This is a genomic window from Paraburkholderia aspalathi (genome assembly GCF_905220735.1).
GTDB lineage: Bacteria > Pseudomonadota > Gammaproteobacteria > Burkholderiales > Burkholderiaceae > Paraburkholderia > Paraburkholderia aspalathi.
The window spans coordinates 561,455-584,126 of the sequence record NZ_CAJNBA010000003.1 but is presented as its reverse complement, the minus strand read 5'-3'; the positions used below and the strand labels follow the sequence as shown (position 1 = coordinate 584,126).

At 63.7% G+C, this 22,672-nt stretch carries 20 protein-coding genes, 2 tRNA genes and 1 pseudogene; 14 read left to right on the top strand and 9 right to left on the bottom strand.

Going from position 1 to position 22,672, the window contains the following annotated elements; all coding sequences use genetic code 11:
- Positions 1-46: 46 nt before the first annotated feature.
- The 3 genes from KHO30_RS21545 to pncB all read right to left on the bottom strand — a co-directional run bounded on the left by KHO30_RS21545 (position 47) and on the right by pncB (position 3,581).
- Positions 47-1,474 (bottom strand): sodium:proton antiporter, encoded by a 1,428-nt coding sequence (locus tag KHO30_RS21545; RefSeq protein WP_211702228.1) that lies wholly within the window; start codon positions 1,472-1,474, stop codon positions 47-49.
- 64 nt (positions 1,475-1,538) lie between these two features.
- On the bottom strand, positions 1,539-2,201 hold the full coding sequence (locus KHO30_RS21540) for a LutC/YkgG family protein (protein ID WP_093640530.1): 663 nt from the start codon (positions 2,199-2,201) through the stop codon (positions 1,539-1,541).
- Positions 2,202-2,384: 183 nt separating this feature from the next.
- On the bottom strand, positions 2,385-3,581 hold the full coding sequence (pncB, locus tag KHO30_RS21535; RefSeq protein ID WP_093640533.1) for a nicotinate phosphoribosyltransferase: 1,197 nt from the start codon (positions 3,579-3,581) through the stop codon (positions 2,385-2,387).
- 280 nt (positions 3,582-3,861) lie between these two features.
- Here pncB and fdxA point away from each other — a divergent pair, with 280 nt between their 5' ends.
- From fdxA to KHO30_RS21495, 8 genes and pseudogenes are all read left to right on the top strand, one after another.
- Positions 3,862-4,185: a ferredoxin FdxA gene (fdxA, locus tag KHO30_RS21530; protein WP_054036179.1), complete on the top strand. Its 324-nt coding sequence runs from the start codon at positions 3,862-3,864 to the stop codon at positions 4,183-4,185.
- A gap of 116 nt (positions 4,186-4,301) precedes the next feature.
- Positions 4,302-4,377: transfer RNA gene (locus KHO30_RS21525), tRNA-Asn, on the top strand.
- A gap of 62 nt (positions 4,378-4,439) precedes the next feature.
- A tRNA-Asn gene (locus KHO30_RS21520) sits at positions 4,440-4,515 on the top strand.
- Positions 4,516-4,757: 242 nt separating this feature from the next.
- A complete protein-coding gene (locus KHO30_RS21515) occupies positions 4,758-5,234 on the top strand; it encodes a CreA family protein (protein ID WP_093640536.1) in 477 nt (158 codons plus the stop codon).
- Between the two features lie 117 nt (positions 5,235-5,351).
- Positions 5,352-6,179, top strand: coding sequence for an AraC family transcriptional regulator (locus KHO30_RS21510; RefSeq protein ID WP_093640538.1), 828 nt, complete (start codon positions 5,352-5,354; stop codon positions 6,177-6,179).
- A gap of 96 nt (positions 6,180-6,275) precedes the next feature.
- Positions 6,276-7,031: pseudogene (locus KHO30_RS21505) on the top strand (AzlC family ABC transporter permease); the annotation flags it as partial.
- Positions 7,032-7,111: 80 nt separating this feature from the next.
- Complete coding sequence (locus KHO30_RS21500; RefSeq protein ID WP_200618359.1) at positions 7,112-7,435, top strand: AzlD domain-containing protein; 324 nt, start codon at positions 7,112-7,114, stop codon at positions 7,433-7,435.
- Positions 7,436-7,777: 342 nt separating this feature from the next.
- The gene (locus tag KHO30_RS21495) at positions 7,778-8,545 is read left to right on the top strand and encodes a DUF4088 family protein (RefSeq protein ID WP_093640544.1); all 768 of its coding nucleotides are present in this window, start codon (positions 7,778-7,780) and stop codon (positions 8,543-8,545) included.
- 8 nt (positions 8,546-8,553) lie between these two features.
- Here KHO30_RS21495 and KHO30_RS21490 read toward each other — a convergent pair whose 3' ends face one another.
- Together KHO30_RS21490 and KHO30_RS21485 are read right to left on the bottom strand one after the other, a co-directional pair.
- A complete protein-coding gene (locus KHO30_RS21490; protein WP_211702226.1) occupies positions 8,554-10,764 on the bottom strand; it encodes an ATP-dependent helicase in 2,211 nt (736 codons plus the stop codon).
- Positions 10,765-10,954: 190 nt separating this feature from the next.
- On the bottom strand, positions 10,955-11,410 hold the full coding sequence (locus tag KHO30_RS21485) for a hypothetical protein (RefSeq protein WP_175051051.1): 456 nt from the start codon (positions 11,408-11,410) through the stop codon (positions 10,955-10,957).
- A 323-nt stretch (positions 11,411-11,733) separates the two neighbouring features.
- Between KHO30_RS21485 and KHO30_RS21480 the strand changes: the two genes are divergently transcribed.
- From KHO30_RS21480 to fumC, 5 genes are all read left to right on the top strand, one after another.
- Positions 11,734-11,952, top strand: a complete 219-nt coding sequence (locus KHO30_RS21480; RefSeq protein WP_011489423.1) for an RNA-binding S4 domain-containing protein — start codon at positions 11,734-11,736, stop codon at positions 11,950-11,952.
- Between the two features lie 245 nt (positions 11,953-12,197).
- Positions 12,198-13,610: an MATE family efflux transporter gene (locus tag KHO30_RS21475; protein WP_200653482.1), complete on the top strand. Its 1,413-nt coding sequence runs from the start codon at positions 12,198-12,200 to the stop codon at positions 13,608-13,610.
- A 324-nt stretch (positions 13,611-13,934) separates the two neighbouring features.
- A complete protein-coding gene (gene panS / locus KHO30_RS21470) occupies positions 13,935-14,894 on the top strand; it encodes a ketopantoate/pantoate/pantothenate transporter PanS (protein ID WP_211702223.1) in 960 nt (319 codons plus the stop codon).
- Positions 14,895-15,037: 143 nt separating this feature from the next.
- Positions 15,038-16,714, top strand: coding sequence for a phospholipase D family protein (locus KHO30_RS21465; protein ID WP_211702222.1), 1,677 nt, complete (start codon positions 15,038-15,040; stop codon positions 16,712-16,714).
- Positions 16,715-16,730: 16 nt separating this feature from the next.
- Positions 16,731-18,131: a class II fumarate hydratase gene (gene fumC, locus KHO30_RS21460; protein ID WP_093640558.1), complete on the top strand. Its 1,401-nt coding sequence runs from the start codon at positions 16,731-16,733 to the stop codon at positions 18,129-18,131.
- 164 nt (positions 18,132-18,295) lie between these two features.
- On the opposite strand, the gene KHO30_RS21455 is transcribed toward fumC, so the two are convergent.
- From KHO30_RS21455 to KHO30_RS21440, 4 genes are all read right to left on the bottom strand, one after another.
- Complete coding sequence (locus KHO30_RS21455; protein WP_093640561.1) at positions 18,296-18,802, bottom strand: acyl-CoA thioesterase; 507 nt, start codon at positions 18,800-18,802, stop codon at positions 18,296-18,298.
- Between the two features lie 146 nt (positions 18,803-18,948).
- Positions 18,949-20,010 carry a GlxA family transcriptional regulator gene (locus KHO30_RS21450; protein WP_211702220.1) on the bottom strand — a complete coding sequence of 354 codons (1,062 nt, stop codon included), beginning with the start codon at positions 20,008-20,010 and terminating at the stop codon, positions 18,949-18,951.
- Entirely contained in the window at positions 20,010-21,278 is a 1,269-nt protein-coding gene (locus KHO30_RS21445; protein WP_211702217.1) for an MFS transporter, read from the bottom strand. The genes KHO30_RS21450 and KHO30_RS21445 overlap by 1 nt, the downstream gene beginning before the upstream one ends.
- A gap of 135 nt (positions 21,279-21,413) precedes the next feature.
- A complete protein-coding gene (locus KHO30_RS21440) occupies positions 21,414-21,557 on the bottom strand; it encodes a hypothetical protein (protein WP_167378466.1) in 144 nt (47 codons plus the stop codon).
- Positions 21,558-21,804: 247 nt separating this feature from the next.
- Between KHO30_RS21440 and KHO30_RS21435 the strand changes: the two genes are divergently transcribed.
- Positions 21,805-22,518, top strand: a complete 714-nt coding sequence (locus tag KHO30_RS21435; RefSeq protein ID WP_093640570.1) for an ArsR/SmtB family transcription factor — start codon at positions 21,805-21,807, stop codon at positions 22,516-22,518.
- Positions 22,519-22,672 lie beyond the last annotated feature (154 nt).

The following is a 22,672-nucleotide window of genomic DNA, read 5'->3' as shown; positions in this document are numbered from 1 at the left end:
GTCGAGTCCAACTACCTCGGCGTCAGAATAGGCGTGAAATCATGCGTCAAAAAAACAGCCAGCCGGTGACGAGAAACAGCGGTACCAGCACCACAACCGACCAGCCGAGATACGCGAAAAAGCTCGGCATGCGAACGCCGCGCGACTCCGCGATCGCTTTCACCATGAAGTTCGGTGCATTGCCGATATACGTGTTGGCGCCCATGAACACCGCGCCGGCCGAGATCGCCGCGAGCGTCGTGGCGCCAGTGGTCATCAGTGTCTGCGCGTCGCCGCCAGCCAGGTTGAAGAACACCAGATAGGTCGGCGCATTGTCGAGAAACGACGATAGCAGGCCAGTCGCCCAAAAATACATCAGGTCGTGGGGCTGGCCGGACGGGTTGACCAGATGGACGATGCCGGCGAACGCGCCCGCCTCGCCGGCGCGCAGGATTGTGATGACCGGCGCGATCGTCACGAAGATGCCCGCAAACAGTTTGGCGACCTCTTCGATCGGTGCCCAGTTGAAGTCATTGCCGGCGCGTGCCGCGCGCGGCGTCAACGCCAGCGAGAGCAAGGTGACGCCGATCAGCGCGACGTCGCGCACGGCATTTTGCAACGCGACGTGCGTACCGAAAACGTCGAACACGATGTCTGACTTCCAGAGTCCGCTCATCAGCACCAGCGCAATCACGGCAGCGAGCAGCACGAAGTTGATCTTGCCGTCGACGCCTAGCGGCGGCGAATCCGGCGTCGGATCGAGAAAGCGCGAACGCTCTTCTTCACGCCGATGAAAATAGTACGAATCCAACGCATAGAACGCGGCCAGCAGCACGACGCAGACAAACAGCATCGGCACCGCCAGATGCGTGGTGGTCCAGAAGAAACTGACGCCTTGCAGGAAGCCGAGGAAGAGCGGGGGATCGCCGAGCGGCGACAACGAGCCGCCCGCATTCGCGACCAGAAAGATGAAGAACACCACCACATGAACGACGTGCTTGCGATTGTCGTTAGCGCGCAGCAATGGGCGGATCAGCAGCATCGCCGCACCCGTCGTGCCCATGATGCTGGCCAATAGCGTGCCGAGCGCGAGAATTGCAGTATTCAGGCGCGGCGTGCCATGCAGATTGCCGCGCACGCAGATGCCGCCCGCGACCGTATAAAGCGCCGTCAGCAACACGATGAACGGAATGTATTCTTCGAGCACCGCGTGCACCAAGGTTCCGAATGCGACGCCCGTGCCGAAGGTAAGCGCAAACGGCACCAGGAAGAGCAGTGCCCACGCTGCCGCGATCTTGCCGAAATGGTGATGCCAGAATGCCGGTGCGACCAACGGAAACACCGCGATCGACAACAGCACGCCCGCAAACGGCAGGCCCCACATCGCCGACAGCGTCGCGCCGTCAAGCGTAGCCGCCGATGCTAGTTGAGGCCACCCGGCCAACGTCAGAGCAGCAGCGAGCGTCATGCTCGCCCACACGGCATGTCGTTTCATATTCTTGAAGTCCTTATTTGCGCGAGTGACGGTGCGCGGCCGAAGGCCTGGCCGCTCGCCACGCTCAAGCGCCACGCACGACGATCACATGCACCCGATACGGCCCATGTGCGCCAAGCACGATAGTCTGTTCGATATCGCCGGTGCGCGACGGCCCGGAGACAAAATTGACCGCGCGCGGAAGTTCACCGCGTTCGCTGCGGATCAGCCCAAACGCCTCTTCATGTCCTGAGACGATGCGCGAAGCCGGCACGATTGCAATATGCGTTTCCGGCAGCAAGCCTGCCGATGCGTAGGTTTCCGGTCCGGACAACAGAACAAGCGTGCCCGTCTCCGCAGTCGCGCAGAAGCAGCCAGTGAGACCGACCACGTCGCCGTCTTCAGGTTTGCGGAATTCGACGTGAAGGCCGGCTTCGGCCCATTGAAGATCTTGCAGGGTTTGCCATGCGATCGCTTGCAGCGGCAAAGCGTGTTCAGTGAGGTAGCGATGCGCGGCGGAAGGCACGTCTCCCAGCGAGTCGACCGTGTCGACCGTGGTGGCCATTCTCTGCGCTTCTTCGATGAAGCGCGTAGTCAGATCGGCCGGCATCTCCGGACGCGGCCCCTCGGGATGGCGCGCCAGATAATCCGCAGCCGCCTCGCGCTCGGCAGCGGAGGGCTCAGGCTCGCGCCCTTGTGCCGCGCGGATGCGCGCCAGGATGTTGCGGCGGGCAATCGATGTGTCCATATGCGAAATCCTCGTGTCGACAGCCGTGCGATATGGCGGGAATTATACCGGCCACCCTGCGCGGGAACACCCTGGCCGAACGGCCTAAGGCAGCGTATCGGCCACGCGGCGAGCACGATCTCTGCGAGATCCCAACAAAATATCGGCACAAGACATCGACACACGCGCCGCGCAGACGCCACCTTACTTCGCCGCGTCTTCCTCGGGTTGCGCAATGCCGAACACCTGACGCAGATACGCGAGATAGGCCTTGTCGTCGCACATGTTCTTGCCCGGCGAATCCGACAGTTTCGCCACCGGCTGACCGTTGCAGCGAACCATCTTGATGACGATCTGCAAGGGGTTGTAGCCCAGGTCGTTTGTCAGATTCGTTCCTACGCCGAATGCCAGCTTGCAGCGGCCGCGGAAACGCTCGTACAGTTGCAGCACCTTCGGAATGTCGAGTGCGTCGGAGAACACGAGGATCTTCGTGCGCGGGTCGCAGCGGTTCGCCTCGTAGTGCTTGAGCAAGCGCTCGCCCCAGTCGAACGGGTCGCCGGAATCGTGGCGCGCGCCGTCGAACAGCTTGCAGAAGTACATGTCGAAGTCGCGCAGGAAGGCTTCCATGCCGTACACGTCCGACAGTGCGATACCCAGGTCGCCGCGATACTCCTTCGCCCACATCTCGAAGCCGAAGATCTGCGAATCGCGCAGCCGCGGACCGAGCGCCTGACACGCCTGCAGGTATTCATGCGCCATCGTGCCGAGCGGCGTGAGGCTGTGCTTCATCGCGTAAAAGACATTGCTAGTGCCGGCGAATTGTTCGCCGAGGCCGTCTTTCAGCGTGAGAATCACTTCTTCGTGCCATTGCTTCGAGAAGCGGCGGCGCGTGCCGTAGTCGGCAATCTTGCAGTCGGCGAATTCCGGGCGCGCGCCGAGCAGCTTGATCTTCTCGACGAGACGGCCGCGCCCTTCACTGTAGTCAGGCTTCTGCTGGGTGTTACGGAAGTAGACTTCGTTGACGATCGCGAGCATCGGGATCTCGAACAGGATCGTGTGCAGCCACGGCCCCTTGATCTCGATGTCGATTTCACCATTGCCCTTCGGCGAGGGGGAAATCGAAATGTATTTCTCGTTCAAATGGAACAGGGCGAGAAACTCGATGAAGTCGCCCTTGATGAAGCGCATGCGCCGCAGGTAGTCGAGCTCGTCGTCGGTGAAGCGCAGATCGCAGAGTTTGCGCACTTCGTCGCGAATCTCGCTGATATACGGCACGAGGTCGACATTCGGCGTGCGGCAGCGAAACCGGTACTCGACATTCGCCGCGGGAAAGTGATGCAACACCACTTGCATCATCGTGAACTTGTACAGATCGGTGTCGAGCAGCGAAGTAATAATCATGATGGTGCGAACTGGACTGCAGGAAAAACGGAAGGCTTGGCTCGACCAACCGCGTCAACCCATGCGCGTGCGGCGCGCCCCGTGCGCGCCAACCTGACGCATGTTACCCGAATGCATCCGGATTCAGCGCGTCGGCGGGCGGCGCTCGCCGGACGCCATAAACTAATCACAAAAACGTATAAAAGCCGTTGCCCGATGCTGCATGCGGCTCTTGACGTTACGTTACAATAGCGCTTTTGGCGTTTCGCCTCCCCTGATTCCGCATGCAGGAGCTGCCTGAATGACTCACGTTGTGACCGAAAGCTGCATCAAGTGCCGCTATACCGACTGCGTCGATGTGTGCCCGGTGGACTGCTTTCGCGAAGGTCCCAACTTCCTCGCGATCGACCCCGATGAATGCATCGACTGCGCCGTGTGCGTGGCCGAATGCCCGGTGAACGCCATTTATGCCGAAGAAGACGTGCCGGGCGACCAGCAGCACTTCACCGAGCTGAATGCCGATCTCGCGAAGAACTGGCCGAGCATCACCAAGACCAAAGCGCCGCTGCCGGAAGCCGACGAATTCAAGGACGTGAAGGAAAAGCTGGCCCTGCTCGTACGCTGAGCGGCGCCGCGCCCGCCCCTGCCGTTGCATTCGGACCAAATCGAGATGAATGCAGGGTATTGACAGGCGCCTAGTCACCTCCTACAATTTCGCTTCTCTGCTGTTTGTTGTTCTGTTCCTCGATAGCTCAGTCGGTAGAGCGCCGGACTGTTAATCCGTAGGTCCCTGGTTCGAGCCCAGGTCGAGGAGCCAAGAATTGCAAAAGCCCGTTAACCAATACGGGCTTTTTTATGTAGATCAAGTTGTACTGCTGTTCCTCGATAGCTCAGTCGGTAGAGCGCCGGACTGTTAATCCGTAGGTCCCTGGTTCGAGCCCAGGTCGAGGAGCCAAAAATTTGAAAGGCCCGCATTCGTGCGGGCCTTTTTGTTTTGGTCTGGCCTTTTGGTCTGCCCTATTTCAATGCCGGATCCGGTGGCTTGAATCGAGGGGCGACGTGGTCGGCTCCGGCCGGAAGATAGCGCATGACCTGGCGCATTTGCACTGACCCTCTGGCGGCCACACCGTTATACGATGGTGCTTTATCGGCGCGGATCTCTCGCGCCCAACCCAAGCACTCATTCCCGGCCCTCCCATGAAACCCACCGTGATGCGCCTTGCGCTTGCAGCCGCCACAGCCCTTTCCATCCCACTCGTTCACAGCGAAGAAGTCGCCAGCGTCAATACCAACTTCCGCATTACCGGCTCCGACCGCGTGGTCGTCGAGGCTTATGACGATCCGCTCGTCCAGGGCGTGACCTGCTATGTCTCGCGGGCACGCACGGGCGGCGTCAAGGGCACGCTCGGCATCGCCGAAGATCCGACCGAAGCATCGATCGCTTGCCGGCAAGTGGGAGCGATTCATTTCACCGGCCCCGTGAAGCAGCAATCCGATGTGTTCTCGGTCAGCATGTCGCTGATTTTCAAATCGCTGCATGTGGTGCGAGTGGTCGACGCGAAGCGCAACACGCTGGTGTACATGACGTACAGCGATCGTGTAGTCAGCGGCAGCGCGAAAAACAGCGTGAGCGCCGTGCCGATGCCGGCCGGCACGACGATTCCTGTCAAGTAATCGCCGCCCCGCGGCCACGCTCACTACGCAAGAACGTACACGCATGCGTGACCGCAACGGCCGCGGCGCGCTACACTGACCGGTCATGCCGGACCGAAGGATCGCCAGACTTTCACCATGACCGCCCATCGTTTCCAGGATTCCGCCCGCTACTGGCGCACGCCGCTTTTGCCCGGCGCGGATCTGCTCACGGCGGAATATCACGATCACGAGTTCTCGCCGCATTGGCACGATGCGTACACGATTCCCGTGATCGTCGCCGGCGCCGAGGGCTATCGGTATCTCGGCTCGGACTATGTCGCCGAAGCAGGCAGCGTGCCGATCATCAATCCCGGCGAATTGCACACGGGCTCCAAGGCTGTCGAGGCGGGCTGGCGCTATCGCGTGATGTATGCGCCGGTGGATTTCATTCACGAGCTTGCCAACGACGTTGCCGGCAAGCCGCAAGCATTGCCGTGGTTCGCGCCGGGCGTCATCCGCGATCCCGATCTGGCGCAGCGTCTGGCACGCGCTCACTGCCTGCTGGAGGCCGGCGACGATCCGCTCGCCGCCGAGGCCGCGATGCTCGACGCGCTATCCACCTTGCTGGTCCGCTACGCGCAAACGCAGCCGGAAGCGTGGCGCCTCGCCGCCGACGACGCCCGCGTCGCGACAATGCAGGAGCGCCTGACCGGCGACCTCGCCGAAGCTGTCACGTTAGCCGAGGTCGCACGGGCAGCAGGACTCTCGCCCTTCCACGCCGCGCGCCTTTTCACGCAGACCACCGGATTGCCGCCCCACGCATGGCGCAACCAGGTGCGCTTGCAGCGCGCGCTCGCGCCATTGCGAGCGGGCGTTTCCGTAACGGATGTCGCCGCGGCGAGCGGTTTCACGGATCAAAGCCATTTCACGCGCCATTTCCGCCGCATGTTCGGCGTGCCGCCGGGGCGCTGGCAAGGCAACTGACGCACGCTTCGCCCCCATCTACCGCAAGACCACCGCAAGAACGTACAAGCCCCGTCTGCCACCAGTCGCTATGCTTCCCGAATCAAGGAGGCAAGATTGACCCATTCCAACCTAGGCCAGCCCTCAAGCGCAGGCCACTTAAAAGAATTCACCGCCGGCGCGCGCGACATCATCCCGATGATGGTCGGCGCAGCGCCCTTCGGCGTGATCTTCGGCACCCTGGTCGCATCCGGCCCGTTGCATCTATGGCACGGACAGTTGATGTCGCTCGTCGTGTTCGCCGGTTCGGCGCAATTCATCGCGCTGGGCCTGATCGCCGGCCACGCGAGTTTTGCGGTGATCTGGGCGACCACGCTCGTCGTCAACCTGCGTCACGTGCTGTATAGCGCGACGCTCGCGCCACACGTAGCGCACCTGCCCTCTCGCTGGCGCTGGGCGCTCGGCGCGCTGCTCACCGACGAAGTCTTCGCGGTCGCGTGGGAGCATTACCGGCATCGGGAGCCCGGCACGGTCGGCCCGCACTACTTCTTTGGCGCGGGTCTGGCCATGTACCTGAACTGGCAGCTCTGGACCGTCGCCGGCCTGCTGTTCGGCGCGGCCTTTCCGGGCCTGCAGTCGCTCGGGCTCGATTTCGCGATGGTCGCCACGTTCATCGCGATCGTCGTGCCGCAGCTCGTTGCAGTGCGCTATATCGCGGCGGCCGCGACCGCGGGCACGCTGGCTTTCTTCTGGCAGGCGTGGCCGTACAAGCTCGGCCTGCTCGGCGCCGTGTTCGCGGGCGTCGCCATCGGTGTCCTGCTGTCGGCGCCGCGCTTTGGGCGAGGCGCGCGGGGCAATCCCGAATCCTCGCGAGCAGCGTCGCGTGAAAGCCCACAGGGCCCCCGCCGGGACACCCCGAGGAAAACCTCGAAGGAAACCATGGAGGCATCGCGATGAACTACGTCGTTCTGATCCTCGGCATGGCCGCCATTACGTGGGTGATCCGCGCCGCGGTCTTCGTGCTCGGCGACCGGCTGGTGTTTCCGCCGCTCGTGCGCACCGCGCTCGGCTTCGTGCCCGTTACCGTACTGACGGCGATCATCGTCCCGATGGCGGTCTCGCCGCACGGTGCCGACGCCGAACTGACCTGGCGCAATCCGCAACTGGTCGGGGCGCTGGCCGCCATCGTCGTCAGCGCGCTGACGCGGCGACCGCTCCTAACTATCGCGGTCGGCCTGGCAGTCTTTTTTGTCTGGCAAGGCGTTGTGCTTAAATAGGCGCAGCTCATAGCACTGCTCGAGGCCGACATCCCGTGCAAACGGCGCCCACGTTGCCCATAGACGCCAAGCGCGGCGGCCTCGCCACAGGGCGCTGCCCGCCGCGCGCCACCCTCGCAGGCGACGCATCCCTCTAAAGCCGTCGCCAACGCCCCCCACACCCTTAAGTTTTCCCTGAATCCGCCGATATGAAGTCGAGGTCCGCTCATCGGGATACGTCCCGCTGGTTACGCGGCAACAGGCAGGATTCAACCGCGCCAGCACGGGCGTCGCGTCTCACGGGGTTAGTGCGCGAACCGCCGACATGACAATGCAGCGCGGCAGGACCAAACGGGATAACACATGGGTCAAATCACCCTCACGCTCAAAGACGAGACCATTGCGACGCTGCGCAAGGACTTCGACGCTTTTCTGCGGGTTTCGCTGAAGCTCGATCCGCAGTTCGCGACGCCGTCGTTTGAGGATTTTTTGCGCGCTAAGCTGCTCGACAACATGGTGCCGCTAACCGAACACGCGGTTCAGCGGATGTTGCAGGGTGGCCAGTACGCATGGGCAAAACGCACACTGGACAAGGAATTCCCGGACGTCGTCGCGATTCTGATGAGGCAGGCGGGAGAATTCGGTTTCGGCTTTGCGGCCCGCTCGGAATGGACGCCGGAAGAGCTCACCAAGCAGTGCCGCGACTGGGCGGCGGCCATCGTCAAGGAAGCGGAAGGCGACGCAGTGCTGATCGATCCGCTCGCGGCGCAGATCAAGAGCGCCGCGCAGGACATTCAGGCGCTCGAGGAAGTCATGCAGACGCCGGCCTGGCGTCTGGTGGAATCGCTGCGTCAGCGCGTCTACGAAGCGAAAGTGGCGTGCGAAACGAGCGTGGGTAGCACGGCGCGCGAAAAGCTCGGCGAACTGCGCGGACTCCTGCGCCTCGGCATTTCGCACGGCTCGTTCCAGAAACAGGAAGCGCAGCAGATCATGGAATATCTGCGTCTGCTGAAGCCGGAAATCTTCGTCGAAGAACCGTATGACGTGTTCTCACGCCTCGCCGCCTGGCTACGCAATTTCTTTGTGCCGCCGCGTCCGGCGCCGCAACAGCAACAACGGCAGTCGCGGTAAAAGCAGGTTCAGTCCCACATCTTTCTGAGCTTCGCGCCGATCTCGATCTTCGCCTGCGCCGCCGCGGCCAGTCCCGCCGCTGTCGGCGCGCTCGGCACGGGCACGCGCGGCCAGGCGTAGGCGTCGAACAAAGGCATCAGATGCGCCGGAATGAAGCGCGTGCGCGACGCCCACACATGACGGTCACCCATATGCGTCTGGTTGTGCACGTAAAAGCGCTGCGGCACGACGATATGCAGGTCTTCCTTCGCGCGCGTCATCGCTACGTATAACAGGCGGCGTTCCTCGTCGATTTCCTCTTCGCTGCCCGTGCCGAGATCGGACGGAATGCAACCGTCGACGCCATTCAGCACGAACACGTTGCGCCACTCCTGACCTTTCGCCGAATGGATCGTGGAGAGAATCAGGTAGTCCTCGTCGATCAAAGGCACGCCCGATTCGTCACTGGTGGCGTCGGGCGGATCGAGCGTCAGCTCGGTCAGGAAGCGTTCGCGCGACGCATAGGTGCCCGCGATGCTTTCCATCTGCAGCACGTCCGCATGACGGATCGCTGCGTCCTCATGGTTGCGCTCGAGATGCGGCTCGTACCAGCGCCGCACCATTTCGAACTCGCCCGGCCACGGCGTCTGCCTCCCGTACACGCTCGACATCAGCTTGACGAACGGATGCCAGTCCTCCTGCGCGCGAGCGGGCGGAGCAAAGGCGGCCAGCGCGCCACCGGCGCTGTGGGTGAAATCGGCCGGATCGCCGTCACGCGCCCGCGCCACAACCTCGTCCAACACCTTCGCAGCGGTGGCAGGACCAATGCCCGGCAGCAATTGCACGACGCGAAAACCCGCAACACGGTCGCGCGGATTCTCCGCCCAGCGCAGCACAGCGAGCACATCCTTGACGTGCACCGAATCGAGAAACTTCAGGCCGCCGAACTTCACGAACGGAATGTTGCGCCGGGTCAGTTCGATTTCGAGCGCGGCGCTGTGATGCGCGGCGCGAAACAGCACCGCCTGTGACTTGAGCTTCATGCCCTGCTCGCGCGCTTCGAGCACCTGTTCGACGATATAGCGCGCCTGATCCGCTTCGTCGGCAACCGTCACCAGACGCGGGCGCTGCGCCGACGCTTTGTCGGTCCACAGATTCTTCGTATAGCGCTCGCTGGCGAGCTCGATCACCGCGTTCGACGCCGCCAGAATCGGCCCGGTTGAGCGGTAATTGCGCTCAAGCGTGATCTGCCTCGCGGGCGGATTGAAGTGCGCCGGGAAGTCGAGAATATTGCGCACGGTCGCGCCGCGAAACGAATAGATCGACTGGGCGTCGTCGCCGACCACGGTCAGGCCGCGGCCGTCGGGTTTCAGCGCGAGCAGGATCGACGCCTGCAGGCGGTTGGTGTCCTGATACTCGTCGACCAGCACGTGATCGAAGCGCGCCGACAGACCGGCCGCGATCGCCGGCTCCGCGGCCATATGCGACCAGTAGAGCAGCAAATCGTCGTAATCGAGCACGCTCTGCTTCTGCTTGGCTTCGACGTACGCGGCGAACAGCATACGCAGATCGGCTTCCCACTCGCGGCACCAGGGAAAGGCGCTGTTGAGCACGTCGGCAAGCGACGCGCCGGTGTTCACCACGCGCGAGTAAATCGCAAAGCAGGTGCCTTTAGCCGGAAAGCGCCGCTCTTTCGCCGACAAACCGAGCTCGTGGCGCACGAGATTCATCAGGTCGGCGGAATCCTCGCGGTCGTTGATCGTAAAGGCGGGCGCGAGGCCGATCAGGTCGGCGTATTCGCGCAAAAGCCGCGCGCCGACGCTGTGGAAGGTCCCGGACCAGGTCAGCCCTTGCGCCAGCGCAGCCCGCGTACCGAGCGCCGCTCCGGCGATGCGCGTGACACGGCGGGTCATTTCGAGCGCGGCGCGGCGTGAGAAGGTCAACAGCAGAATACGGCGCGGATCGGCGCCCTTCACCACCAGATTGGCGACCCGGTGCGCCAGTGTGTTGGTCTTGCCGGAGCCGGCCCCCGCGATCACCAGCAGCGCGCCCGGCGGCGCGTTAGGGCTGTCTGCGCCATATTCGACGGCTTCGCGTTGCGCGTCGTTGAGCTTTGCCAGCCAGGCGGCGGTATCGTTATCTGTACCGGAAGCAGACGGAGGCGAAGATTCAGCGACGGAGAGCACAGTGGATTCGGGCCTGAGGTGGAATTGACGCGGCGACGCATACTGTATATCCATACAAGTATCGGAGACAAGCGACCCTTTTTTCCGTACCGCATCCCAAAAGAAATGGCCCGGACGCATACGCGCTCCGGGCCATTTCATTGCCAAGACACAGCAAGACGTTGACGACGCCCCGCGGCAAGGCTGATTGAGGCAGCGGCTAAGCTTGTCGCCGCGCCTTGTGGTTCATCAGAACAACTCTGGCTTAGTGCTTCACGTCGGCGCCGTTGTCCTGATCGGACGCCTGGCCTTGCATGTTCATCTTCATTTCGTTGTTGGCTGTTTGCTTGTCAGCCTTCTGGTTGATTTTGGCGTCGCGCACCTGCTGCTTGTACTGCGACTTGGCAGCCTTTTGCTGTTGCGCCAACTCCGCCTTGGACGCCTTCTTCGACGCCTTGTATTCGGCGTTAGCCTGCGCGTTGGCGTCGCGCTTCTGGACCAGCGGATCGGTCGAGCCCGATGCCGTCAGACGCGTCGGCGCCGGCGTCACCGGCTGCACACCCTGCGCGGCCGGCGCTGCGGGCGCGACGTCGGCGCCTTGGGTTTGGACCTGTGCCTGGCCGTTCATACCGGCGGCCGGTTGCGCGGTCTGCGCGAACGCCGCGGTGGCAGCAAAAGCAGTCAGGGCGGTACCGATCAGGAGCGTACGAATCTGAGTCATGGCTAAATCCTCTCTAAGGTTGTTGTGACGCGGGCGCCGTATCCGGTGCGGCACATTGACGTGTGCTTCATGCCATGCGCACCTCGCCCGGTCTATTCGTTGCCGGGAAAAATCCAGCAAGCTTTCCTACAGACCCGCACTTTACGAGTGAAGTTCGTAATAGACGACCGGTGTTACGGAACGTTTCATTTTCTGACAACTACATAACATCTGCTTGCAATCGCCCGAAAACGCTCCGGCAGTACACGGACTACACGCCGACTATTCATTAGGGCAAGCTTGTGGCTTATGATGCGAACCCTTTGCTTGAAGGCGCAAACGCCATGCCCAACCTTGATTTCACACTGACCGGCGACTACGTCGAACTGCACAATCTCCTGAAGATAACGGGGCTTGCGGACAGCGGCGGGTCGGCAAAAATGATGGTCGCGGACGGCGCGGTGACCGTCGACGGCCGGGTCGAAACGCGTAAAACCTGCAAAATCCGCGCGGGCCAGGTCGTGCTGCTGGGCGATACGCGCATCGCGGTGCACGAGGCCTGACGCGCCGAGTCCGAAAACTCGGGGGACCGCGCGCACCAAAATCGTGCCCATTCCATCGACATCCCCGCGCCTAAGCAATAAGCTGTCAGTTTCGACAGACAAACAATCGGCTGACAGCCGCCCTACGCTCCGGTGAGCCCGCGCATTTCGCCGCATCGCTGCCTCACCGGCAGCACGCACGCCCCGCGAATCGGCCGGGCTGCGCCCTCCGCCACGCTGTCGCCCCTTCCGCTTCCAAGCGCTCCATGACTCAATCCGGCTTCACCCGGGTGGCCGCCCGGCCGCCGACCCTGACCCGCCACGCCGCCGACACCGCCCGGCTCGCCGCGCCGCTCGCCATCGCGCAACTTTCGCAAATGGCGATGGGCGTCACCGACACGATCCTGCTCGGCTCGCTCGGCCCCGACGCGCTCGCCGCCGGCGGCCTCGGCGCCAATCTGTTCTTCGTTGTGGTGACGCTGCTGCAGGGCGTGCTTACCTCCGTCAGCGTCAGCGTGTCGCATGCGCGCGGCGCGCAGGACGAAGGCCGCGTGCCGCATATCTACTGGACCGGCTTTGTGCTGTCGGTGCTGCTGTCGGTGCCCGCGTTCTTCCTGCTGTCGTTCGCCACGCCGATCCTGCTGGCCTTCGGCGAACCCGCGCTGCTCGCGCACAACGTCGGCGAATACGCAGCGGTGCTGCGCTGGGGTTCGCTCGGCAGTCTGATCGGCGTCGGCCTGATGCGCTCGTTCCTGCCGGCCATTGGCGCGGCCAAGCGGCTCCTGTGGGTGTCGCTCATCAGTGTGTTCGTCAACGGCTTTCTCAACTACGGGCTGATTCACGGCGTCTACGGACTGCCTCGCCTGGGCTTTCTCGGTTCTGCGGCGGCCACCTCGATCACCGTCTGGCTGAGCGCGCTCGTGCTGATGGCCCTGTTGCATCTGCGGCCACGCTATAAGCATTTCGTCGTCGCGACGCGGCCGAACGTGCCGTTGATGGGCGAGCTGTTCGGCATCGGCTGGCCGGTCGCGATCACCTATGGCGTCGAATCGACGCTGTTCCTCGCCACCGGCCTGATGGTCGGCCTGCTCGGTGAATCGCAACTGGCCGCGCATCAGATCGCGTTGAACGTCGCCTCGGTGGCCTTCATGGTGCCGCTCGCGATCGGTCAGGCAGCCAATGTGCGGGTCGGCTACTGGTCCGGCGCAGGGCAGCCGCTCGCCGCTCGCCACGCGGGTTTCGTCGCGCTCGCGCTCGGCGTCGGCTTCATGACGCTGTCGGGCATCGTGCTGATCGCCGCGCCGCACTGGATCGTCGGCTTGTACCTGCATCTCGACGACCCGGCCAACGCCGCCACCGTCACGCTGGCGAGTTCGCTGCTCGGCGTGGCGGCGATCTTTCAGATCGTCGACGGCATGCAGACGGTCGGTTCAGGTTGCCTGCGCGGTCTGAAGGACACGCGCGTGCCGATGATCGCCGCGACGTTCGGCTACTGGGTCATCGGCTTTCCGACCGGTTACGTGATGGCATTTCACTTCGGGCTGGGTGCGCGCGGTTTGTGGTGGGGACTCGCAGCCGGCCTCGCGAGCGTCGCGCTACTCATGACGCTGCGCTTTCACAAACTGAGCTTGCGGCGCGTGCCGGTTATACCCGGCACGCCGCCTGCCCCTTCGGCCTGAAGTCACCTGAAGTCACCTGAAGTCACCTGAGGTGAGCCTGCGGTCGGCCTTAACCCGGCATGTCGCGGATGGTTGCGCCCGCAACCATCGTTTCCCGGCAAACACGCCGCGAACGGTAAAATGCGCCCTCTGGCAAAACCGCGCGCACCCGCGCGATGCCACGCGCGCGCCTCACGAAGGCCCGCGCCGCCTGGCGGCCCGACACCCGCCGCCAGCATCCGCCGCTCCTCGCGAGCGGCGCCCCGAGCATGCACCGCGCCTCGCGCCATGCCACCCGACCGACCGCCGAATCTCGCTACAAAACATAACCAAGGACCACCCGTCATGCTTGCCCGCGTCACCCGTTTATTTCCGCTCTGGGCCGTGCTCGTTTCGATTGCCGCGTACTTCTCGCCCGCCTCGTTCACCGGTGTTGCGCCGCACGTCACCACACTCCTGACGATCATCATGCTGGCCATGGGCGTCACGCTCTCGGTGGCCGATTTCCAGCGCGTCTTCACGCGACCCGCACCGGTCGTTGCCGGCATCGTGCTGCATTACCTCGTGATGCCGCTCGCCGCATGGGTCATCGCCAAGGCACTGCGCATGCCGCCAGATCTGACCGCCGGCATGGTACTGGTAGGCAGCGTGGCAAGCGGCACGGCGTCGAACGTGATGATCTATCTGGCGCGCGGCGACGTGGCGCTATCGGTGACGATCAGCGCGTTGTCTACGCTGGTCGGCGTATTCGCGACGCCGCTGCTCACGCGTCTTTATGTGGATGCATCGATTGCCGTCGACGTGCACGGCATGTTGATGAGCATTCTGCAGATCGTCGCGCTGCCGATCGTGGTCGGCCTCATCGTCAACCAGTTGTTCAACAAGGCGGTGCGCAAGATCGAACCGATCTTGCCGCTGATCTCGATGGTCGCGATCGTGCTGATCATCGGCGCGGTGGTGGGCGGCACGCAGAAGAGCATCGCGTCGGTAGGCCTCGTGGTCATGCTGGGCGTGGTGCTGCACAACGGTATCGGTTTGCTCGGCGGCTACTGGGGCGGCCGTCTGCTCGGCTTCGACGAAGCCGTCTGCCGCACGCTCGCTATCGAAGTGGGTATGCAGAACTCGGGACTCGCGGCAACACTCGGCAAGCTGTATTTCACACCGATCGCGGCATTGCCGGGCGCGTTGTTTTCGGTGTGGCATAACCTGTCCGGTTCGCTGCTCGCGGGGTATTGGGCGGGACGTCCCGCGAAAGGATCGACGCATCCGGATGGCGAGCGCGCCTTGAACGTCGAACGCGGATAACCACGAACCTGCGACGCGCCCCGTAGCTACACGGAAGATCGAAAGCCCGCACGCCTGATTCCCCTTAGAATGCATTTCTCGACAGCGTAAGCGCGCTATCCGCGCTGCCGCGATGAGAAGCGTGCAACCCAGGGAGAGCCGGCGTGTCGTGGCATCAAAATCAAAATCAGACCGCATCGCACCGCAAGTGCGCGTTCAGCACGCCCAGCAGGAAGACCTGCTGGGAGACGACGAGACATTTCTTCCTGCTGTGTTGCGCAACGGCATTTCTGACCGCTTGCGCGACCAAGCCGCCCGCCACCGCATTCGACCGTCCGGTCACCCACGCACTGCCCGCCACTGAAACAACGCCGCTTCACACGGCCCTTGCGCCACTCGAAGCCGCGCACCCGGGTCAGACCGGTTTCCGGGTGCTCGCTAGCGGCACCGACGCCTTGCAGATGCGCATTGCGCTCGCACGCGCGGCGACGAAAACCCTCGACATGCAGTACTACATCGCCAACGAGGACACCACCGGCAAGCTGCTGCTCGGCGCAGCGCTCTATGCGGCCGATCACGGCGTGAGAGTGCGCATGCTGGTCGACGATCTGAACTTCAAGGACATCGACCAGACCATGGCGGGTCTGAACTCGCACGACAACATCGAGGTCCGTGTTTTCAATCCGTTCGGCAGCGCGCAGGAAGGCGTATTCGAACGCACGACGAACGTGTTCACGCAGATCGGCCATTTCACGCGCCGCATGCACAACAAGTCGATGATCGCCGACAACCAGTTGGCTATCGTCGGCGGCCGCAATCTCGGCGACGAATATTTCAGCGCGAGCGAAACGCTGCAGTTCCGAGACCTCGACGTGCTGGCCGCCGGCCCGGTCGTCGCCGACGTCTCCGCCAGTTTCGACGACTACTGGAACAGCAGCATCGCCTATCCGCTGCGGGCTTTGAACAAGCAGAAGTTCGATGCGAAGGAACTCGACCAGACGCGCGATGATTTACGCCAGCACTGGCGCGCCAACGCCGACCCGTACAACGCGAAACCGCTGAACGCTACGCCGCTCGCCACGCAGATTGCCCAGGATCAACTTGGCCTGACGTGGGCGCCGGCCGAATTCAAGGCGGATCTGCCGGAGAAAATCGAACATCCGTCACCGGACTACGTCAGCCCACCGATGCAGCGGCTGGGCGAGCTGATGCACGACGCGCAGAAAGATTTTCTGATCATTTCGCCCTACTTCGTACCGCACGAGAACGGCGTCAAGGCGGCCGGCGAACTGACGCATCGTGGCGTGCGCATCGCGGTGCTGACCAACTCGCTCGCCGCGACCGATGCGGTAGCGGTGCAGGCCGGCTATAGCCCCTTCCGCGTACCGCTGCTGCAACAGGGCGTGGAATTGTATGAATTCAAATCGCAGCAGAGGGAGCGGCGCGTCGGTTTCGGCGGATCCAGCTCGCGAGCCAGCCTGCACGCAAAGACCTATGTCATCGATCACAAGATCCTGGTGATCGGCTCGATGAATCTCGATCCGCGCTCAGCCAATCTGAACACCGAGCAGACGCTGGTCATCCACAGCCCGGCACTCGCCGAACAGGTCGCGCAGATCTTCGAACGCGCCATTGCGCCCGAAGCCAGCTACCGCGTCACGCTCGCCGACGCGGCGCAACTCGCCTATCTGCGCTCGATCGGCGCGCCCCTCTCGCCGCTCGTCTGGACCGACGTCGAAGACGGCACGCGCCGCACCTATATCTTCGACCCCCAAGCGGGTTTTTACCGGAACGCGCTAACGGGTCTATTCTCCTTATTGCCTGTCAACGCAGAACTTTAAGAAGCGGAGTTAAACCATGGCTGAAGACGTACGAATGGAGCGCGATACGTTCGGTGAAATCGCCGTACCGAACGCTCGTCTATGGGGCGCGCAGACCCAGCGCTCGCTGCAGAATTTCCGCATTTCGTCCGAAAAGCAATCGCCCGAACTGATCACTGCGCTGGCGGTCATCAAGCGCGCCGCCGCCGAGGTCAACCAGGGTCTTGGCGTGCTCGACGAAAACAAGGCGAAGGCGATCATGCAGGCGGCCGACGAGATCATCGACGGCAAGCATCCTGAAGAATTTCCGCTCGCGGTCTGGCAAACCGGGTCCGGTACGCAGACCAACATGAACCTCAACGAGGTGATCGCGAATCGCGCGAGCGAGCTGCTCGGCGGCGAGCGCGGCGAAGCGCGCAAGGTGCATCCGAACGACGATGTGAATCGCGGCCAGTCGTCGAACGATGTGTTTCCGACTGCAATGCACGTGGCCGCCGCCTATGCGATCGTCAAGCATCTGCTGCCCGCGCTGAAGACGCTGCGCGAAACGCTCGACGGCAAGGCAAAAGCCTTCGCGGACATCGTCAAGATCGGCCGCACGCATCTGCAGGACGCTACGCCGCTGACGCTCGGCCAGGAGTTTTCGGGCTACGTCGCGCAACTCGATCATGGCATCCGTCACGTGGAATCGGCGTTGCCGCATTTGTACGAACTCGCCCAGGGCGGCACGGCGGTCGGCACCGGTTTGAACGCGCATCCACAGTTCGCCGACAAGGTGGCGGCCGCGATCGGCAAACTGACCGGCTTGCCGTTCGTCTCCGCGCCGAACAAATTCGAAGTGATGGCCGCGGCCGATGCGCTGGTGTTCGCGCACGGCGCGTTGAAGACGGTGGCGGCGAGCCTGAACAAGATCGCCAACGACATCCGCTGGCTTGCAAGTGGCCCGCGTTGCGGCCTCGGCGAACTGTCGATTCCCGAGAACGAACCGGGCAGCTCGATCATGCCGGGCAAGGTCAATCCGACTCAATCCGAAGCCTTGACGATGCTGTGCGCGCAAGTGTTCGGCAACGACGTCGCGGTGAATATCGGCGGTGCGAGCGGCAACTTCGAATTGAACGTGTTCCGGCCGATGATTGCGCACAACGTGCTGCAATCGGTCCGTTTGCTCGCCGACGGCGCGCACAGTTTCAACGACAACTGTGCAGTAGGGATCGAGCCGAATCGCGAGCGCATCGATACGTTGCTCAATGAATCGCTGATGCTGGTGACGGCGCTCAATCCGCACATCGGTTACGACAAGGCCGCGCAGATTGCGAAGAAGGCGCACAAGGAAGGTACGACGCTGAAGGCGTCAGCGCTCAAGCTCGGCTATGTCACCGAGCAGCAGTTCGACGAATGGGTGCGGCCGAAGGATATGGTCGGGCATTCGGCGGGGTGATCGCCGGTGGGATCGGCAGGAGCCTGGCCGGTCTGGCAGATTCGCTGACGTGATTGCAAATAGCAGGCCGCGCGGACGCAATGTTCGCGCGCCCTGTTGTGCATGCTTCTGGCAAGCGGCGGCACGTCTTCCGCAAGGCGTGCCGATGCCGCCCGAGGCGCCGCTTAAACCTTCCCCTGCGCCACTTCTTCCGGCTTTAGTTCGACGATCGCGTCGAGCGCGTCTTTCACGTCCATCGCGTACCTGGCAAGGCGCTTCTGTTCATCCGTTTCCGGGACGAACGCCGGCACCGGCACCGGGTGGCCGTTCTCGTTGACGGCGACCATCACCACCAGGCAGTCCGTGGTTTGCAGCAGCTCGCCGCCCTTCGGATCGCCCGCCTGCACCGAGACGTGGATGTGCATGCTGGTACGCCCCGTCGCCACGACCCGCGCGCGCAGTTCAACCAGGTTGCCAACCAGGATCGGCCGGCGAAAACGGATATTGCCGACGCTGACCGTCACGCAGTAGCGCCCCGACCACACCGCCGAGCACGCGTACGCGGTCTCATCGATCCACTTCATCAACGCGCCGCCATGCACCTTGCCGCCGAAGTTGACCGAGCTGGGCTCGGCGAGAAAGCGGAAGGTGGTTTCGGAACGGTCCAGGGGCGCTAAGGCAGGGGTGCTCATCTTGACTCCGGTCAATCGGACGCATTTAAAGGAGGCGATTATACGAGCGCAATATTGACTCCGTCGCGGGTCGGATGGGGCTAAGTAGCCGAATTTCGACCTGGACGAGCGCAATGCTTTCGTCGGGCTTTCGGTTCGAGGCCCGTTTAACTCGCCGCCACAAGCGCAGAAACCGCCGCGCGCTGCGGCACGACCGCCGACTCGAACCGCTCCCGATACTCGAGCGGCAACACGCCGAAGCGCCGCACGAAGGCTCGCCTCAAATTCTGCTCGCTGCCGAAGCCACAATCGAGCGCAATCCGCTTCAGCGGCCGGCGCGACTCCGCCAGCGCCCGCGCGGCCGCCTCCAGCCGCAATGCCGACACCGTTTTGGCCGGCGTGCGGCCCACCTCGTCGACGTAGCGCCGCGCGAAAGTCCGTGGACTCATTTGCGCACGCTCGGCCAGCCGCTCGACCGATAGGTCGTCGCGCAAATGGCCCGCCATCCAGCTATGCAACGCCTCGAACGGCCCGCCCGCCGACGCCTGTGCAGCAAGCGCCGCGCTGAATTGCGACTGGCCGCCGGGCCGTTTCATGAACACCACCAGCCGCCGCGCCGCCTGCATCGCAACCGCGTGGCCGACATCTTCTTCGATCAGCGCGAGCGCCAGATCGATGCCCGCCGTCACGCCCGCCGATGTCCAGACGACGCGCTTTCCCTCGCCATGGCCCACGTCGCGGATAAAGATCGGATCCGCGTCGACCTGTACGTTGGGAAAGCGCTGCGCGAGATGCGGCGCTTCCCGCCAATGGGTGGTCGCCCGGCGGCCGTCGAGCAGGCCCGCCGCGGCGAGATAGAAGGCGCCCGTGCAGACTGAACACACGCGCCGCGCCTCCGGCGCACGCCGCCTGATCCACGAGACGAGTTCCGGCTGCAACGTGCAGTGTTCGTCGATTGGGACGCCGGGGACGATCAGCGTGTCGATCGGCTGGTCGTCGAGTGAATCGAGCCGTTGCGTCACGACCGGCAGGCCAGGAAAGGTTTGCAGCACGCCGCCGTCGATCGACGCGACGGTCGTGCGATAGGCGACCGGCTCGGCAGCGTTGCCGGACTTGCCCGCCGCAGCCGCCATGGTCAACTCCGCTCGCCAGAACGCCTCGAGCGGCCCGCATGCATCGAGCAGCACGAGATCAGGAGCGACCGCGAAAACGATATGACGTACCGTCATCAGGACACCCCCGCCGCAAGTTGCCGCTTCCGCGACCACGCATACGCCAGCGTAGCCAACGCCGCCATCCCCAGCAGCGGAAAGATCGCGGCATTGATCGTCGCCCAGCCGAAGCGCGCCAGCAATTGCCCGGCAAACAGCGAGCCCAGCGCGGAAAACGCAAACGTCGTGAATTCGCTGGTCGCCTGCGTCTTGGCCCGCTCGGACGGCCGGTACGATTGTGCGAGCAGCGTCGAGCCGCCGACGAACATGAAATTCCACCCCACGCCGAGACAGGCGAGCGCCGCGTAGAAGTGCGGCAGATCGGTCGAGCGCAGCGCCAACACACCGCACAGCGCCGACAGCACGATCCCCGCACCGATCACCGGCAGCACGCCAAAGCGCCGGATCAGCCGCGCGGAAAACAGCGACGGCGCGAACATGCCGACGAGGTGCCATTGGATGATCGCCGCGCCGTCGCCGATCGTGTGGCCGCACGCCACTGCCGCAATCGGCGTCGCGGTCATCACGAACATCATCACGGCGTAGCCGAGCGCGTTATTGGCGAGCGCCGCTGCAAAGATCGGCTGTCGCACGATTTCGCCGAGTGGCCGCGCCGGTTCGTGCGTCACGGCCGCACTCGCGGACGGTGCGGCGTCGCGATACAGCAGCGCGAGCATGGCAATCGATACGAGCCCGAAGCCGGTGACGAGCGCATAGGAGCCGGCGAAGGCCACCGGCGCGAGCCAGTCCTTGCTCCATGCAGCGAGCAGTGGTCCGCAGACGGCGGCCACCACGCCGCCGGTGAGCACCGTCGAAATCGCGCGGCTTTTGCCTTCGATTCCCACCGCATCCGCAGCCGCCAGCCGGTAGTACTGCGCGAACGCCTGGAACATGCCGACGGTCGCCGTACCGGCGCAGAACGCCCAGAAGCTGTGATGAAAGATCGCCCACACGGAGACGGCCCCGCCCAGCGCGCCGACACCGGCGCCGAGCATGAAGCCCGCGCGCCGTCCGATGCGCGCCATCAGGAACGACGCGAAGATGGTGGTCAGTGCGGCGGCGACGGTAATCAGTGAAAACGGCAGCGTCGCGAGCGCCTTGTCATCGGCAAGCGTGTAGCCGACCAGACCGGTCAAGGTCAGATCGATCGAGACCGATGAGGTGTAGAGCGCCTGGCAGACCGCCAGCACGCGCGCGGCGCGCCGGCTATGAGGATCGGAGTGGCCGGAGTCGGTTTGCGTGCCGGCAAAGGACGAAGCGGCAGAGGGAGCAGCGGGTGGCGGCATCGGTAGGCCTCGGACGGCGAAAGTGGCGATGCCTGGATCGTCACATGGCCGGAGGTGGCAGGAATGACAATGATGCATCAATTCCAGCCAGTCGCCGCACTCGGCCACCTGAAAATGTGGCCGCGCGCCTCGCGCTTACTTGCGAACCGTAATACCTTCGTCGATCGTGCCGTACATCGTGATGCTGCCCGTGCCTGCACCCGAGCTCGAGCCGGAACCGCCCTGCGCGCACGCGCTGAACAACAGAACCGCGGCCGCGGCGGCAAGAAGAAATTTCATGACAGCGTGTTCCGGGCGAAGACAGAGTTCGATTCTAGCCTGGCGGGTCAAGGCGACGCCAAAGCGGCATCGCCACACCGAAACGCAGAAACAGCGCCTCATCGAAGCACGTATCAGCCGGCCCTTCCCGCCGGATTTTCGTAGCCACTGCATTCGACGATTCACGCTAAGCTGAAACATCGAATACAGCAGCCGGATACAGTGGACTGCATGGCGCCCTGCCCGCGCCGCCAACCGGAGACGCCTGATGCCCATCACTCTCACAGACGAACAGAATCACTTCCCCGGCTTGAGCCGCATCGGTGCGCTGCTCGCCGATCCCGGCCGCGCCGCGATGCTGTGGTCGCTGATGGACGGCAGCGCCCGCCCGGCCGGTGAACTGACGATGATCGCCGGGCTCTCGCCGTCGGCAGCCAGCGCTCATCTGGCGCGTCTGACCGACGGCGGCCTGCTCGCGCTCGAAGTGCGCGGCCGGCATCGCTATTTCCGGATCGCCTCGCCGGATATCGCCGCCTCCATCGAAGCGCTCGCCAACGTCGCGCAGGTCAGCGCGCCGCAACGGGCCGTGCCGCGTCCAGTGCGCACCGTGCCGGTCGACATGCGCTACGCCCGCACCTGCTACGACCATATGGCGGGAGAATTGTCGGTACGGGTGTTCGAGCGGCTGGTCGAACGCGGTCTGCTGACGCTGCACGGCTCCTCGCTCGAAGCCACGACCGACGGCGCCGCCCGCTTCGCCGAATGGGGCATCGATATGTCCACCCAGAAGAGCCGCCGGCGCCGCTTCGCCTGCACCTGTCCCGACTGGAGCGAACGGCGTCCGCACCTGGGCGGCGCGCTCGGCGCCGCGCTGCTCGATTCGTGGTCGGCGCATGGCTGGGTCGAACGCACTGAGCGGCCGCGGATCTTGCGCATCACCCCGGCAGGCCACCGCCATTTCGACGCGTTCCTGGCCGCTTGAAACACGCTTAACTGATTGACGCGATTACAGAATTTGCGCATTCAGCTTACGAAACGCCTTATCGAGACCTTTTGTTACACGCTCGTGGGGAAGCCTTACAAAAGTGGGGGCCTTGAAACAAACCGCAAGGGTAGAGTGACTCTCACGGATGTCG

Bases quoted from the DNA above. Each gene is read 5' to 3' on its own strand.
- KHO30_RS21435 (WP_093640570.1), top strand. From the start codon at position 21,805: ATGCCCATCACTCTCACAGACGAACAGAATCACTTCCCCGGCTTGAGC.
- fumC (WP_093640558.1), top strand. From the start codon at position 16,731: ATGGCTGAAGACGTACGAATGGAGCGCGATACGTTCGGTGAAATCGCC.
- KHO30_RS21475 (WP_200653482.1), top strand. From the start codon at position 12,198: ATGACTCAATCCGGCTTCACCCGGGTGGCCGCCCGGCCGCCGACCCTG.
- KHO30_RS21445 (WP_211702217.1), bottom strand. From the start codon at position 21,278: ATGCCGCCACCCGCTGCTCCCTCTGCCGCTTCGTCCTTTGCCGGCACG.
- KHO30_RS21545 (WP_211702228.1), bottom strand. From the start codon at position 1,474: ATGAAACGACATGCCGTGTGGGCGAGCATGACGCTCGCTGCTGCTCTG.
- KHO30_RS21515 (WP_093640536.1), top strand. From the start codon at position 4,758: ATGAAACCCACCGTGATGCGCCTTGCGCTTGCAGCCGCCACAGCCCTT.
- KHO30_RS21440 (WP_167378466.1), bottom strand. From the start codon at position 21,557: ATGAAATTTCTTCTTGCCGCCGCGGCCGCGGTTCTGTTGTTCAGCGCG.
- KHO30_RS21540 (WP_093640530.1), bottom strand. From the start codon at position 2,201: ATGGACACATCGATTGCCCGCCGCAACATCCTGGCGCGCATCCGCGCG.
- KHO30_RS21450 (WP_211702220.1), bottom strand. From the start codon at position 20,010: ATGACGGTACGTCATATCGTTTTCGCGGTCGCTCCTGATCTCGTGCTG.
- fdxA (WP_054036179.1), top strand. From the start codon at position 3,862: ATGACTCACGTTGTGACCGAAAGCTGCATCAAGTGCCGCTATACCGAC.
- panS (WP_211702223.1), top strand. From the start codon at position 13,935: ATGCTTGCCCGCGTCACCCGTTTATTTCCGCTCTGGGCCGTGCTCGTT.
- KHO30_RS21495 (WP_093640544.1), top strand. From the start codon at position 7,778: ATGGGTCAAATCACCCTCACGCTCAAAGACGAGACCATTGCGACGCTG.
- KHO30_RS21500 (WP_200618359.1), top strand. From the start codon at position 7,112: ATGAACTACGTCGTTCTGATCCTCGGCATGGCCGCCATTACGTGGGTG.
- KHO30_RS21510 (WP_093640538.1), top strand. From the start codon at position 5,352: ATGACCGCCCATCGTTTCCAGGATTCCGCCCGCTACTGGCGCACGCCG.
- KHO30_RS21455 (WP_093640561.1), bottom strand. From the start codon at position 18,802: ATGAGCACCCCTGCCTTAGCGCCCCTGGACCGTTCCGAAACCACCTTC.
- KHO30_RS21485 (WP_175051051.1), bottom strand. From the start codon at position 11,410: ATGACTCAGATTCGTACGCTCCTGATCGGTACCGCCCTGACTGCTTTT.
- KHO30_RS21480 (WP_011489423.1), top strand. From the start codon at position 11,734: ATGCCCAACCTTGATTTCACACTGACCGGCGACTACGTCGAACTGCAC.
- pncB (WP_093640533.1), bottom strand. From the start codon at position 3,581: ATGATTATTACTTCGCTGCTCGACACCGATCTGTACAAGTTCACGATG.
- KHO30_RS21490 (WP_211702226.1), bottom strand. From the start codon at position 10,764: ATGGATATACAGTATGCGTCGCCGCGTCAATTCCACCTCAGGCCCGAA.